Raw genomic sequence first — 13675 nt, forward strand, 5'->3', positions numbered from 1 at the left:
TGAATTAAGCTAAGATACAATTTATCATTCAATTGATTTACATTAATTTGCCGCTAAACCGGGGGCAACGGATCATATTTATCACATCGCCTAAACATGATAAATTGCTTCAAAGCCATAAATTCGCCCTTAACCTGCCATAAGTTAGCATCTGCCAGGATTGCTTCGGTGCCTTCCGGCCATAGTTGATTATTGAAAACACATTCGCCTATAACATTTCCGGCGGCACTTTTTGAAACGTAAATTTTCAACCAGTTAAATTTATCTGCCGTGAGCATTGGTTTAAATTTTTCTTTTATGATTTTATACAGATGATCTTCCTGTGGCAAATTTTCCCATTGTCCCTGGGTGGATAAGTTACCCAATTTAGGATGCCAGAGTACCTCGTTTTCCGGAAAGTCGAAACCCGGATCATGAGTATCCGTAAATCCATCCATCACAGTTTGATATATCGTGGTGAGGTAGTTATCCACAGCCGCTTCAACTCTCTTCTCCGGGGTTTCGCCAATACCCGCAAGGTTTTCAACTATCCCTTTCGGAAAATGCAAAGGATGTGCGGTAAGGAACATCACCTGGATAACATAAGGATGGGCGCCGGGCGTATCAAAGACAGCTGCAGAGATCTCCAATTCGGAATTAACGATCAAGGTAAGATATTGCGGATGCCGCTCAACCTTGTAACCTGCCAGGATCAGTTTTGCTTTTAATACTTCAATAATATATGCATTAGTATTCACAGGCCTGTAAGCATTGTTTTCTGCCTGATTTAGCGCCGTTTGTTTTTTTCTGAAAAGATCGAATAAGCCCATTGTGCATTTGCGATTACTGGTTTAGCTGATACATCGAAAATAATAAATCTTTCCCGATAAACCGCTAAACAGTACCCGGCATCTTTCAGCACCCCATGGACGCTCCGCTCCTCCTGCCGGTCGTTAATTTAAAGCATCGATTTAGAATTAAGAAAGAGTCGCTTTACAGTAGATTTGAATGATTATATTTGTATGATATGACTAAGCAAACGTTAGAGATACTAACTGTTGAAAGACTTAAGGAATGCAAGGTGTTGTTGGATAATAATTGTTATAGTGGTGCCTACTATCTTGCCGGTTACTCAATTGAACTTGGCTTGAAAGCGTGTATCGCAAAGCAGATCAATCAATATCAAATTCCGGCTAAAGCGTTTGTAAATGATTTTTATGTTCATGATTTAACCAAGGTTCGACTGGCCGGGATTGAATATCATAGAGCATTGAAAGAGAAAGTTGATGCTGATTTTGCTATCAATTGGGGTATAGTAAAGGATTGGAGTGAAGGTGCCAGATATAAAGAATGGACAGATGTGGAGGCGAATGATTTGTACAATGCAATAACAAATGTAAAAGGAGGGATTTTAGCATGGATACAGCAATATTGGTAGATGTTTTAAATAAAAATGCGTTTAATCTGGTTAATAAATTAAATGCAAAGGGGTTTTCGTTTACGAATGCGGCTTTAATGAAAAATCATGATGCGGAAGACTGGTATCTTGTTTTGGGTATTCCGCATTTACAGGAAAAAGGCTCGAGAGCAGCGTTTGAAATAATTTATAACACAATTAAAGAAAATAATTTAGATCTATCATTAAACGATGTGAAACTTGTTGACGATAGGAGTACGATATTTGAACTTCTAAGAAAAAGATTTAGTCCCTCAGAAAAGATCTTCAAAGAAGTTTTCAGGGAAAATTACATTGATGGTGTCAGGTTTCCTGACTCTGTGGTTTACAGCGTAAAAAATGTGGCCTAATAATCCAAACCAAGCCAATAGTGAAAAGTGCCGGGGATATATTTTCCGGCACTTTTGCTATACAGCTGCTATGTTCGATAAGCAGTTGTTATAACCTAATTTGTAAATTCTCTTTGCACCCTCTTCCTGTCGTCCGTCCGTCGCCCTGTGCCCAATCTTTTACCAAACCAAATGGACACCGGCATCTATCCCCCCGTAAAACCCTCGATTTAGCACTAAAAAAAACCAATATTTTGCTAAATATGGCGCAATTGTGTACAATTGTAAATTACTCAGAATTTAAGTGTGAGGCGAGCATCCTTATCTGTAAACTTTACATTTAAAAAGCGGTATAATTTTCACTAACAATTGTTGATAATATTTACACGAAAGCGCCTTTTAAATTAAATTTATACAGTAACCAGGCATAATTTATAATAAAATAACAATTTTCAATTTTTGAAAAGCAAAGTGTTCTTTTTACAATAAGTTAATCCTACTTTTAACAGATTTTTCAAAAAAACATAATTTATGATCATAATTGCTGACGGTGGCTCAACCAAAACCAATTGGTGCCTGGTTACCGAAGACGGAAAAAAAGTTTACTTTAACACAGAGGGTTATAACCCATACTTTTCAGGCACAGATTACATCATCCAATCGCTTAATGAAAGCCTGCCTACCGATCTTGAAAAAGACCTGATTACCGAAGTTAATTACTACGGTGCCGGTTGCTCAACGCCCGAAATGCGTAAGATTGTTGAAGATGCCATGAAAGTGGTTTTCGCAAAATCGAAGGTAAACATAGGTCATGACCTGTTAGCTGCCGCACGCGCTTTATTGGGCAACACCGAAGGTTTTGCCGCTATTTTAGGCACAGGTACCAACACCTGCATTTATGATGGTAAAGATATTACCCACAACATTGATTCGGGCGCGTACATTTTGGGCGACGAAGGCAGCGGTTGCTACATCGGCAAAAAACTGTTAACCGATTACCTGCGCGGCTATATGCCCGAGCCGGTGCGTAACCTGTTCTGGGAAACCTACAAACTTACGCCCGATGATATCAACGAGCAGGTTTACACCCAGCCACGCGCCAACCGTTTTTGCGCAAGCTTCAGCAAATTTGTTTACGATAACAACGTACACATCGAATACTCACGCAACCTGGTTCGTACCTCGTTCGAAGACTTTTTCCGTAACCTGGTAACCCATTACCCTGATTATCAAAAATACACCTTCAACTGTATCGGTTCGGTAGGTTACAACTTCCGCAACGTACTGGAAGAAGTAGCAACCGAAAACGGCATGACCGTAGGCAGCATCATCCGCTCGCCTATAGATAACCTGGTGAAATTCCATTTGGAGTTAGCGCCGAGCTCTTTGTAAGAAAAGACTCAAGACGACAAGAGTCAGGAATCAAGACGAAAAGTTGAGATTTAAGATTAAAAAGAAAAAGGGCTGGAAGATTATTCCGGCCCTTTTTCTTTTCCCAACACGTCATTGCGGGGCACGAAGCAATCGCGAACTTTACCTGGCCGATTTGCATAGCCGCTCAGCTTACGTGCGATTGCTTCGTATCTCGCAATGACGGTATTTCTATTTCTCTTCTTGCATCCTGATTCTTGACTTCCTGATTCTTGACTTCCTGATTCCTGACTTCCTGATTCCTGACTTCCTGCAGCTATCCTCAAACCAAATTCATCTCTCCCTGAAAAATCTTGCCGTACTTGCGCTTATCAAACTTGTACAATTTGGCGGCGCGGTATGATACGCCTTTTTGCTTTTCGTCCAGCTCTTTTAAAAAGCCGTAGCTCAGCATTTTTTTGCGGAAGTTGCGTTTATCCAGCTTTTTATCCAGCACCGCCTCGTAAAGCGATTGCAGCTGGGTAAGGGTAAACTTTTCGGGCAAAAGCTCAAAGGCTATGGGTTGATAGTGCAGGCGGCGTTTAATTTTGTTAAAGCCGGTTTTAAAAATCTCGCTATGGTCAAAAGCCAGTTTGGGCAACTCGCTTACCTGGTGCCAGAAGGCTTTTTTGGCATACTGGGTTACCGGCCGTAATTCTTTCTGGCCGTTTATGCGGATGAGCGCGTAGTAGGCCACGGTAATTACACGGCCCTGCGGGTGCCGGTTTACCTCGCCAAAGGTGTGAAACTGTTGCATGTGCATATCGCGCAGGCCGGTAAGCTCATACAAAATCCGCTCGGCAGCATCATCAATACTCTCGTCCTGCTCAACAATATAGCCGGGCAGCGCCAGCCAATCTTTATAGGGCTCTTCGTTTCGCTCAATGAGCAAAATTTTAAGCTCGCCGGCTTCAAAGCCGAATATCACGCAGTCTATCGAGAATACGGAATCAAACTTAGGTAACATTAGTTCCAAACTGTTGGTGAGATTTAGTTAATAAGTTTAAAGATATAGCCTTAATTGCTAATCCAAAAAAAAATAAATAAAATTTAATGGTGTAAATTACACACAGTATCTTCGTGCCGATAAACCAAAGAGTTAAAGATGCGTAAAATTTCAAAAATAGGGGTTTTAACCTCGGGCGGCGACGCACCCGGTATGAACCCTTGTATACGAGCCGTTGTTAGAACAGCCCTTTACAACGGGCTGGAAGTTGTAGGGATCAGGCAGGGTTACAAAGGCCTTATTGACAACGACATGATGGAGATGAAACATCGCTCGGTGAGTAACATCCTTAATTTAGGCGGTACCATTTTAAAAACCGCGCGCTGCCTTCCCTTTAAAACCGACGAAGGCATGGAGATAGCTTACCAAAACGCCAAAGCCCGCGGCATTGACGGCCTGGTGGTTATTGGCGGCGACGGTACGTTTACCGGCGCCCTCCGCTTTTCGCGCAAATATCCTGACATTGCCGTTATGGGCGTGCCGGGCACCATTGATAACGACCTTTGCGGATCAACCTATACCCTTGGTTTTGATACCGCTACCAATACCGTGATCGAGGCCATCGACAAAATCCGCGATACGGCCGACGCGCACGACCGCCTTTTCTTTATCGAGGTAATGGGTCGCGATTCGGGCGCTATCGCTTTGCGGGCCGGGATCTCGTGCGGGGCCGAGGCTATTTTACTGCCCGAGCGTACCACCGCTATTGATGATCTGATCAAAAACCTGAAGGATGGCCACATGAACAAAAAATCATCAAGCATTGTAATTGTTGCCGAGGGCGATAAAAACGGTGTTTGGGATGTGGCTAAGGCTGTGCAGAAGGAAGTTAAAAATTACGATATAAAAGTTACTATATTAGGCCACCTGCAACGCGGCGGGGCGCCATCAAGCTTTGACCGTATTTTGGGCAGCCGCCTGGGCTTCGCGGCGGTGAACGCACTGATTGCCGGCGAATCGCAGAAAATGGTAGGTTTACAGGCCAACCAGATATTGATGACCGACCTGGAACAGGCGCTAAACCATCATGAGTTTAAGCTGGAGCCCGATTTGTTACAAATGATGGATATATTATCGATATAAAAAATTAATGGTTGCAGTTGTTTATAGCGGATCGTACTTTGCACATTGGCGGCTTACTGATAAAGGGCGTACAGTAGCCTCGTTTAAAACCAATGGCATTAACCCCTATTTTAACGACGAGAAGCACATCCTGCAGCTGCTTAACAAAAATATCAACCTCATACACCACGCCGAAGAGATCAGGCGTATTTACTTTTTTGGCGCGGGCGCCTCGTCTGATGAGCGCCGGGAGATTGTACACAACGCCTTTGCCCAATTTTTTAAATTTGGTAAAATAAGCGTGGAGCATGATATTGCAGGCGCCGCCATTGCCTGCTGTAAAAACGAGCCCGGCATTATCAGCATTTGCGGCAGCGGCACCAATGCCGCCTGGTACGATGGTAAAAAGGTTGAACCTAATAACTACGGCTTAGGCTATATCCTTGCCGATGAAGGCAGCGGCAACTGGCTGGGCCGCCAGCTGATAAAAGGTTTCATGAACGATACCCTGCCCCCTGCCCTGCGTAAAAAGTTTATCCACAAGTACGATGCCGACCGTAAAAACCTGCTCGAAAAGGTTTACCGCCAAAAACAGCCCGCCTTGTTTTTAAGCTCCTTTACCGATTTTTACCTCGATAACAAAGCCGACCATCATCTGCAAAGCGTCATAAAAAAAGGATTTAGTAAGCTAATTTCCACATATTTGCTACCTTTATATCAGCAACACCCGGGGGCGTCAATATACCTGGCCGGTTCGGTTGCCTTTAATTTTCAGGAGCATTTACATGAGGCCGCCGCCGGGGCCGGGTTGCAGATCACTAATATTATTAAAGAACCCATAAATAATTTATTAACCTACTATTCAAGTAAAAATTAAAAAATCATGAAAATAGGAATTAACGGTTTCGGCCGTATTGGCCGCCTGGCATTCAGGGCTGCAATTGAAAGACCAGACATTGAAGTTGTTGGTATTAATGACCTTGTTGAGCCAGATTACATGGCTTACATGTTAAAATACGATTCAACTCATGGTCCTTTCAAAGGCACTATTGCCGTAGAAGGCGGTCATTTGGTTGTTAACGGTAAAACCATCCGCGTTACTGCCGAAAAAGACCCTGCTAACCTTAAATGGAACGAAGTAGGCGCTGAAGTAGTAATCGAATCTACCGGTTTATTCTTAACCCAGGAAACTGCTCAGAAACACATCGACGCCGGTGCTAAAAAAGTAGTAATGAGCGCCCCTGCAAAAGATGATACCCCTACCTTTGTAATGGGTGTTAACCACAAAGCGTTAAAAGCCGATCAAAACATCGTTTCAAACGCTTCATGTACTACCAACTGTTTAGCGCCTATCGCTAAAGTGTTAGATGATAAATTTGGTATTGAAGAAGGTTTAATGACCACCGTACACGCGGTAACAGCAACTCAAAAAACAGTTGACGGCCCATCTGCTAAAGATTGGAGAGGCGGCCGTGGTGCTTACCAAAACATCATCCCTTCATCAACCGGTGCCGCTAAAGCCGTAGGTTTAGTATTACCTCAGTTAAAAGGTAAATTAACCGGCATGAGCTTCCGCGTACCAGTTGCCGACGTATCTGTAGTTGACTTAACCGTACGCCTTAAAAACGGTGCATCATACGAAGCCATCAAAGCTGCAATGAAAGAAGCTTCGGAAGGCGAATTGAAAGGCATCCTGGGCTACACCGAAGACGAAGTAGTATCTGAAGATTTTAAAGGCGATGTACGCACTTCAATTTTTGATGCCAAAGCCGGTATCGGCCTGAATGATAACTTTGTTAAAGTGGTATCATGGTACGATAACGAGTGGGGTTACTCAAACAAACTGATCGACCTTGTTCAGGAAATCGGCAAATTATAATAGCCCGTTTCAACTGTATAAAAAACGCCCTCCGGTTAGCCGGAGGGCGTTTTTTTTGTCTAATTTGGCGCTCGCAACTAAGCCTTAATATAATGGATAATACGCTATTAGAAGCGATTGATAATGCGCACATAGCCGCAAATGAAGCCCAACAAAATAAAGACTTCGATTTCTATATGGATTTTTTTACCGATGACCTGCAATACAAACAACTTAACGGAAAAACCATAGGAAAGAAACAATTAGCAGCCAATGTTAAACACTATTTTAATAGGGTAAAAAGCTTATCGAGCAGTTACCAGCGAACAGAAATTAATTTTTCGGCAAACGAGGTTACAGAGCGGTTAATACAACATAGCGAAGTTTCAATCCGTGTATTCGTTTTCTTTTCAAAAAAATGGACCGTTGAGAGGGAAGGAATTTATAAATGGAAATTGATTGATGGCGCATGGAAAATTTTCAAGGTAGAGGTATTGAGGGAGAAAATCTTTTAGCTGTCCGTCAATCCATAACCTACCGCGGGTTTAGCGTATGCGTAACCCGTGGGAAAAACAGGTTAAGTTCCAACTTAACCACATAACAACGTAACAAGATTGACTAATTAAAAAATCCGAAATCGAACATCCGAAATCCCAAATCATAACAATGGCGTTACCTGCGGCCCGGGCTTTCAGTTGCAAGTCCTCGCCTTGCCTGCCCGCAATTTCCTGCGCACGCTGTGGGCTTTACACTGCAATCCCGAACGCGGCCTGCGCGCAAGGCTTGGTCTGTACGTCCGTCCGTAGAGTTGGGTTACTGTGTTTAGGGACGGGTGGTGGACGGCAGTTGTGCCTGCAAATATGCGGCGAGAGCCCTTTTTTTTTGCACAGGATACATGCTTCAAAAGGCTGTTAATTATGATTTAATCTTCGGTGTGGAAAACTTGCATATTAATTAGGCAAAATTAAGAATTACAACACGCTGATATTCAAAAATTAATTGCGTAATATTGTAAACGTTATTTTTCAGATAGTCACAGATGAACAAAGCTACATATAATGAAATGATAAGGCAGTTGAGTGTCGAAAAAACTCGATTGCTCGCAGAATTAGAGCATTTAGAGAAGACTATCAATAGTTTGACAATTTTAAAGAATGGTGTAAACATTGACAAATTAACAAATGAAAATATAACAAATAACACAGATAAAAATAACCAACGGAAAAATTATTACGAGAACGTAGAAGTAGATATACCCAAGGCATATAATAGAGAATTAACAACAATACAATTGTTTTTTTATGTATTAGATGAATTAGGAGAAGGGACTGTTGACGAGTTAGTAAAATACGTTTTAGAAATAGACAGTTCTTTAGATCAGCCTCACGTTTTTGGCAGATTCAGAGATATAGCATCTGGTTTGTTTAGAGCAGGGAAAATCTATGCGGATACAACTAAGAAAAAATATAAATATTCACTTAAAGAAATAAAATCAAAAGATGTACCATTTGAAGTTAGAGTGGGCAAGGAAATAGATAATTTATTGAACTTATAAAAAGGGGTAGCAAGGCTACCCCTAATATACGATACAAGTGGATAAAACCACTCATGACGGCCATTTGACGGGTGGTGGGAGTAACTTTTGGACGAGCCTCCTTCCATCCCCATTGGCAGATTTGCTATGCTAATATATCCTATATATAGTAGTTATGCAAATTTATTGTCTCAAAATAAATTTAACCATACATTAAAAAACTACTATTATGCAGTTAGGACTTCATAAATTTGATGATGGCTCACATCATTTCGCGGATATTAGAACTATTGAAATTGACGGATTAATTTGGTTTGTAGGTAATGACGTCGCTCGTACTCTTGGATATAAAAGTCCAAACGACGCCATTCGTTCACATTGTAAATTAAATGGAACCAGGAAATATCGACTGCCTACAAATGGCGGAGAACAAGAATTAACATTAGTTAACGAAGCTAATATTTATCGTCTAATCGTTAAATCTCAATTAGAAAGTGCAGAAAAGTTTGAGGTTTGGCTTTTTGAGGAAGTATTACCTTCAATAAGGAAAAAGGGATTCTATGGTAAAATAGATAGATCTGCCTTGCCTAATTTTTTAGAGAGATATAAAGATAACTATCATAAAATAGATAAAAATTATTTCTCAGTGATCACAGAAATGTACGGGCGTCTTTATTCAGCTTTAGAAGCAGTAGGATACGTAATTCCAGATAAGGGCCTACATCAAAAAAAGATGATGCCTGACATAAGCGTTGGTATTTGCTTTTCAGCGTATCTAAAGGAAAAAAATGAAATATATTACAAGCAAGTAAAAAAATATACACACTCGTTTCCTGACGGTAGGCAAGTTGAAGCCAATATGTATCCAATTGAGGCGCTACATCTGTTTATTAGATATTTACATGAAGTGTGGATACCAACAAAAGCATACGGTTATTTTAAAGGTAAAGATGATTTAGCGTTAGATTATCTACCTAAGTTATTAAGTGCATAATCATATCTAATTAAGGCTATCTCAATGATGTGATATTGCATTTTTCGTAATATCACCCCCCAACTGGCGCGAGGTACTATCATTAAAAACAAATAAAAATAGAATATATTCTTTTTAATTTTGCCATGCCGAGAGGAAGCATACTGCGATATTTCGATGGTATGTTTACCTTGTGTAGCCCAGCTTTTAGTTGGGCTATTTTTGCTTGTATAGTTTGTTAATTGGCTTCTATCGAAGCCATGCCGAGAGGAAGCCCCTGCTCCAATTCTCTGGTATATTTGTTTCTATAATTGATGTCGTAAGCTGCATTATTTTTCCAGAGCGAATAGATCAGCACTAATAGTTTCTTTTGTATGGCAACGTAACTTTTCATTTTCAAGCCGTGTTTCTCCAGCGTCCGTTCATACAGGCCAATGAATGGCTTTTGCTTATACCTTACCATATTGAACGCTGGCATATGCAAAATTCGCCTTATCCTTGAGTTTCCTTTCTTGGATATTTTTGTTTTCCCTTCGTGGCTGCCTGATTGGTTCTCTACCACATCATAACCAGCGTAGCTTATCAACTGTGGGCCGTTTTTAAATAGGATGAATCCATTGGTCTCCGCAAGTATAACGGCCACTGTTAAGACACCTAAGCCCTTGATTTTACAAATACCATCTACCTTTTCAGCTACCTCTTTATTCAAGGCTATATGCGCCTCTATCGCTGTTTCTAAATCAGCTATCTGTTTCTCAATAAAGTTGATCTGTTGCTTTAACTGCTTTACGACCATTTTGTTCTTATACATGCCGCGCTCCTCGGCATGCAATTGGTTATTAGCTGCTGTCTTGGACTCCTGCAAGCTTTGATGCTGCCTGGTCATGGCACGCAGCTGATAATAATATTCAGCTGTCGGCTGCCATAGCTCCAAGGCTTTTTCAGCCCCCATTTTAGCTAATCCCTGGGCATCTATCTTGTCATTCTTGCTTTTTAACCCTTCGGACTGCAACCACTTTTTAGCTTTGTTTGGCAGCAATACGGATAAGGAGTAGCCCTGCTTGAACAGGTACATGGCACAGTTCTCATAATAAACTCCCGTAGCTTCCATATTTACCACCAAAGGGATATGCTTCTGTTTATGGTGCTTGGTTATCCATTGATGTAGTTGCTTAAATCCGGACAGGGTATTATCGATCTTGCAACTTGATTTTACGGATACTCTTTGTACTGCATCGATTGATGAGATACACGCATAAATTGTCCTGGCCGATATATCAAGGCCTACCGAATACTTTAGCATTATAAAAAAGTTAGAAACAGAATCCTCTCATACTGCCTTTACTCATGTTTTATACAACATTATCAGACTTTGCCGATATGCTTAAGTACTATCCTGGCTTTGTAAGAAGAAACTAAAACAGGTTTGCCTCGCGCGCAGCATAATGAAATTCATTTGCATTGTATGACAGCGTAAGTACTGTTTTAGCTCTGTTAATTGTTTACAACGCAAAGATATGAGTATGCAGCGCAGGCCAAAAGCGTGGCGTACTCGTGACTTTTTAGATGAAGGTCACGAGTACGCCATTTCGCAACCCCACGCTGCATACTCGCGCCGGTAAAAAGCTTATCATCCCCCGTATACTCACGCTGGCAAGTAGCTATTCCGGCTTATTTATTCGTATGGAATCGACATAATCATGTTGCCGGATCAGGATGATATCAGAAAATGCTCTTTTTGATATACTATCGCCTGGTTCAATAAATTTCATCGCGTCCCGCTTAAGGTAAGAGCTTGTTTCTTGCACAAAAATATATTCCCTGTTATGGTCGAGTTTGATCGCGATTGTGGAATGAGTATCGGTTATATGTGTTATAACTCCCCGGAAACCGCTTTCGAAAGTTTTTGTATATCCATCTTTTTGGGCTTTTTGCTCCCTATATGCAATTAGCGCTGCGAAAATTAGCCCGGCAAAAAATGCCGAGACGCAAAACCATCCAAATCCCTTGCTCATCAACATGTAAAAACTATATAATAATGAGGGGTTTGAAACGCCAACCAGAGGTTGGATCATACAAACGGTATGGTAAATGTTTCACCTTCAAATTCGTTACAGTAATCCTTCAATTTGTAAAACTCTCTTAAGGTTGTTCCGCAGAAAGGGCAAAAATCAAACCTTATATTAGGCAAGTCTAAACTAAATTCCTTGTAACCCATGGTGAAAAAGAAATTCAGATACAATTTATCCTGCTCCCAGCCCGGTCGGGGCTTAAACCCTACAATTCGTATATTTGGCGCCGTTGTATTGGGCAAGCTTACTTCGACCAGAAATGAGTTACAACAGTATTTCTTATTTTGAACCATATTCTTTTTAAATAAATAAGTTAAGTTAAACTTCCCAACTAGCGCAAGTATGCTGCCGCAAGCCCGGGACCGAAGCTTAAGTAAAACCCACCTGAAAGTTTCGAGATTTGAAGGCTAATGCTGATATTTAACAGAGCTGTTTAAGGGTTTTCACCTGCGCTGGCTTTCCAGTTTCTTTTGATACTGATCTTCCAGCTCGTTAAGTTCCTGGTAGTAGCTTTGTTTATCCATAAACACCGATGGATTATAGTTTTTTGCAGCCTTATACTTTTGAAGGAGGTTGAATTGGGAACCATGAGAAGCCAGCCAGATATCAAATTTGAGTTTTTTCATAGCAGCTAATGTATAGGCATAGTCGCTGGCTATGCGCGGGTAAGCCGGAATCGCATTAAAATCTTTGTCGGTAACTATTGTAGGCAGGTTGGCTATCAAAACCCGATAGGTACGGCTCTTGTCCTTTACATTAAACAGGTAGCTGCAGGAGCCTTTGGTATGCCCGGGGTGATGTAGCATGGTCAAATTGATATCGCCTAACACAATATGATCACCGTTATGAAGGATGCGGTCTGCCTTAATGGGGTTAAACGTGCGAAATTTACCGTCGAGGTCATAATCAGAAAGTCCTCCATCCTCCACAACCGGCACATCGGCATAATCAGCAAGCAGCTTTGCACCGGTTACTTTTTTAATTGCCGCCATAGCACCCAGGTGATCAAAATGCGCCTGTGTAGTCAGCAAAATTTTTACGTCGTTTATTTTAAAACCCAGCTTTTTGATATTATTCAATATAAGGGTTTGAGATGATGCCAGCCCGGTGTTGATTAATATATGACCGGATTTAGTGGTGATGAGATAGCATCCGAGATCGGCGGTACCAACATAGTAAAGATTACCGGCTATCCTGAACGGATCGACAGGCCTTGTCCATTCCGGATATTTAGTTGCATCTGGTTCCTTTACTACCTGTGCATAACTGCAAACTGAAATCACTGTAAATAAAAAAACGGTTAAAATCTTTCTCATCATTTGTAATAGCCACTATTTGATGTGCCAGTTGGGTTGTTTAATAATTTGCCGGATTGGATTTGTGAAGATAGTTTTTTCTGTTTTAAATGCAGTGACGCCAATATTCAGCGATGGGAAAAAGCGCTCCGTACCCGTGAATTTTAAGCGATGAGGGGCACATGGGTTTTAAATAATGATTAATTTAGTAAAAACGAGTGCTATGATTGTCAAATTTAACAAAACCGAATTATTGTACTGTAAAATAGCTGATAACCAGGAGCCATTACAACAGGAAAAATATTTTTGGGAAATAAATCATAGGCATGACGTTAGTAAGACTTCGGCGGATTTATACCTGCTAAATTCGGAATTGGAAATCAATTATAAACCTCAAAATTCCCGTAGTTTTTCGATAAGCTATAAACACATCGATACCCTAACATTTGAGGTTGATACGGAGCAAAAAGATCGCAGGGATTTAGAGCACATATTTTCTGATGCACTTGCGTTTGCCGACGCGGAAATTAAGCGGGTTGTTCCTGCCTTACATCATCAGTATTTACAACCTGTAAATATTGATATACCTCGTGCCGCCTATGAAATGATGTGGAATATCATTAATAAAAACGCTTACCAAACACAAGCCGGGTAAATCCCCGTCATTGAGGTACGAAGCAATCGCGAACTGTGCAGGGCGG

General features: G+C 41.2%; 15 protein-coding genes. 10 read left to right on the forward strand and 5 right to left on the reverse strand.

Annotated elements, in window-relative coordinates; all coding sequences use genetic code 11:
* Nucleotides 1-53: 53 nt before the first annotated feature.
* Nucleotides 54-737 (reverse strand): DUF6348 family protein, encoded by a 684-nt coding sequence (locus tag LX99_RS11670; protein ID WP_146203103.1) that lies wholly within the window; start codon nt 735-737, stop codon nt 54-56.
* A 269-nt stretch (nt 738-1006) separates the two neighbouring features.
* Between LX99_RS11670 and LX99_RS11675 the strand changes: the two genes are divergently transcribed.
* The 3 genes from LX99_RS11675 to LX99_RS11685 all read left to right on the forward strand — a co-directional run bounded on the left by LX99_RS11675 (nt 1007) and on the right by LX99_RS11685 (nt 3156).
* Entirely contained in the window at nt 1007-1417 is a 411-nt protein-coding gene (locus LX99_RS11675) for a DNA-binding protein (RefSeq protein WP_109608037.1), read from the forward strand.
* Nucleotides 1396-1785, forward strand: a complete 390-nt coding sequence (locus LX99_RS11680; protein ID WP_109608038.1) for a hypothetical protein — start codon at nt 1396-1398, stop codon at nt 1783-1785. Before LX99_RS11675 ends, LX99_RS11680 begins: the two co-directional genes overlap by 22 nt.
* Nucleotides 1786-2295: 510 nt before the next feature.
* Nucleotides 2296-3156 (forward strand): N-acetylglucosamine kinase, encoded by an 861-nt coding sequence (locus LX99_RS11685; protein WP_022834071.1) that lies wholly within the window; start codon nt 2296-2298, stop codon nt 3154-3156.
* 301 nt (nt 3157-3457) lie between these two features.
* Here the strand turns inward: LX99_RS11685 and LX99_RS11690 are convergent, their stop codons facing one another.
* On the reverse strand, nt 3458-4150 hold the full coding sequence (locus LX99_RS11690) for an NUDIX hydrolase (RefSeq protein WP_407937401.1): 693 nt from the start codon (nt 4148-4150) through the stop codon (nt 3458-3460).
* Nucleotides 4151-4279: 129 nt separating this feature from the next.
* Between LX99_RS11690 and pfkA the strand changes: the two genes are divergently transcribed.
* The 6 genes from pfkA to LX99_RS11720 all read left to right on the forward strand — a co-directional run bounded on the left by pfkA (nt 4280) and on the right by LX99_RS11720 (nt 9628).
* Nucleotides 4280-5263 carry a 6-phosphofructokinase gene (gene pfkA, locus LX99_RS11695; RefSeq protein ID WP_022834068.1) on the forward strand — a complete coding sequence of 328 codons (984 nt, stop codon included), beginning with the start codon at nt 4280-4282 and terminating at the stop codon, nt 5261-5263.
* Between the two features lie 7 nt (nt 5264-5270).
* Nucleotides 5271-6119 (forward strand): hypothetical protein, encoded by an 849-nt coding sequence (locus tag LX99_RS11700; RefSeq protein WP_109608040.1) that lies wholly within the window; start codon nt 5271-5273, stop codon nt 6117-6119.
* 6 nt (nt 6120-6125) lie between these two features.
* Nucleotides 6126-7121, forward strand: a complete 996-nt coding sequence (gene gap, locus LX99_RS11705) for a type I glyceraldehyde-3-phosphate dehydrogenase (protein ID WP_109608041.1) — start codon at nt 6126-6128, stop codon at nt 7119-7121.
* A gap of 92 nt (nt 7122-7213) precedes the next feature.
* A complete protein-coding gene (locus LX99_RS11710; protein ID WP_109608042.1) occupies nt 7214-7615 on the forward strand; it encodes a DUF4440 domain-containing protein in 402 nt (133 codons plus the stop codon).
* A 524-nt stretch (nt 7616-8139) separates the two neighbouring features.
* Nucleotides 8140-8655 (forward strand): hypothetical protein, encoded by a 516-nt coding sequence (locus tag LX99_RS11715; RefSeq protein WP_109608043.1) that lies wholly within the window; start codon nt 8140-8142, stop codon nt 8653-8655.
* Nucleotides 8656-8863: 208 nt separating this feature from the next.
* Nucleotides 8864-9628, forward strand: a complete 765-nt coding sequence (locus tag LX99_RS11720) for a BRO-N domain-containing protein (protein WP_109608044.1) — start codon at nt 8864-8866, stop codon at nt 9626-9628.
* A gap of 217 nt (nt 9629-9845) precedes the next feature.
* Here the strand turns inward: LX99_RS11720 and LX99_RS11725 are convergent, their stop codons facing one another.
* From LX99_RS11725 to bla, 3 genes are all read right to left on the reverse strand, one after another.
* On the reverse strand, nt 9846-10910 hold the full coding sequence (locus LX99_RS11725) for an IS110 family RNA-guided transposase (protein WP_109608045.1): 1065 nt from the start codon (nt 10908-10910) through the stop codon (nt 9846-9848).
* 358 nt (nt 10911-11268) lie between these two features.
* Complete coding sequence (locus LX99_RS11730) at nt 11269-11682, reverse strand: hypothetical protein (protein ID WP_109608046.1); 414 nt, start codon at nt 11680-11682, stop codon at nt 11269-11271.
* A 440-nt stretch (nt 11683-12122) separates the two neighbouring features.
* Entirely contained in the window at nt 12123-12995 is an 873-nt protein-coding gene (gene bla / locus LX99_RS11740; protein ID WP_109608047.1) for a subclass B3 metallo-beta-lactamase, read from the reverse strand.
* A 202-nt stretch (nt 12996-13197) separates the two neighbouring features.
* On the opposite strand from bla, the gene LX99_RS11745 reads away from it, so the two are divergent.
* Nucleotides 13198-13629 carry a hypothetical protein gene (locus LX99_RS11745; protein WP_146203104.1) on the forward strand — a complete coding sequence of 144 codons (432 nt, stop codon included), beginning with the start codon at nt 13198-13200 and terminating at the stop codon, nt 13627-13629.
* Nucleotides 13630-13675 lie beyond the last annotated feature (46 nt).

This window comes from Mucilaginibacter oryzae, assembly GCF_003148845.1.
Taxonomy (GTDB): Bacteria; Bacteroidota; Bacteroidia; order Sphingobacteriales; family Sphingobacteriaceae; genus Mucilaginibacter; species Mucilaginibacter oryzae.

What these genes read in the sequence shown, in the direction of transcription:
- gap (WP_109608041.1), top strand. Translation starts at nt 6,126, where the DNA reads ATGAAAATAGGAATTAACGGTTTCGGCCGTATTGGCCGCCTGGCATTC.
- LX99_RS11685 (WP_022834071.1), top strand. Translation starts at nt 2,296, where the DNA reads ATGATCATAATTGCTGACGGTGGCTCAACCAAAACCAATTGGTGCCTG.
- LX99_RS11730 (WP_109608046.1), bottom strand. Translation starts at nt 11,682, where the DNA reads ATGATCCAACCTCTGGTTGGCGTTTCAAACCCCTCATTATTATATAGT.
- pfkA (WP_022834068.1), top strand. Translation starts at nt 4,280, where the DNA reads ATGCGTAAAATTTCAAAAATAGGGGTTTTAACCTCGGGCGGCGACGCA.
- LX99_RS11745 (WP_146203104.1), top strand. Translation starts at nt 13,198, where the DNA reads ATGATTGTCAAATTTAACAAAACCGAATTATTGTACTGTAAAATAGCT.
- LX99_RS11710 (WP_109608042.1), top strand. Translation starts at nt 7,214, where the DNA reads ATGGATAATACGCTATTAGAAGCGATTGATAATGCGCACATAGCCGCA.
- LX99_RS11700 (WP_109608040.1), top strand. Translation starts at nt 5,271, where the DNA reads ATGGTTGCAGTTGTTTATAGCGGATCGTACTTTGCACATTGGCGGCTT.
- LX99_RS11680 (WP_109608038.1), top strand. Translation starts at nt 1,396, where the DNA reads ATGGATACAGCAATATTGGTAGATGTTTTAAATAAAAATGCGTTTAAT.
- LX99_RS11725 (WP_109608045.1), bottom strand. Translation starts at nt 10,910, where the DNA reads ATGCTAAAGTATTCGGTAGGCCTTGATATATCGGCCAGGACAATTTAT.
- LX99_RS11720 (WP_109608044.1), top strand. Translation starts at nt 8,864, where the DNA reads ATGCAGTTAGGACTTCATAAATTTGATGATGGCTCACATCATTTCGCG.
- LX99_RS11715 (WP_109608043.1), top strand. Translation starts at nt 8,140, where the DNA reads ATGAACAAAGCTACATATAATGAAATGATAAGGCAGTTGAGTGTCGAA.
- LX99_RS11675 (WP_109608037.1), top strand. Translation starts at nt 1,007, where the DNA reads ATGACTAAGCAAACGTTAGAGATACTAACTGTTGAAAGACTTAAGGAA.
- bla (WP_109608047.1), bottom strand. Translation starts at nt 12,995, where the DNA reads ATGAGAAAGATTTTAACCGTTTTTTTATTTACAGTGATTTCAGTTTGC.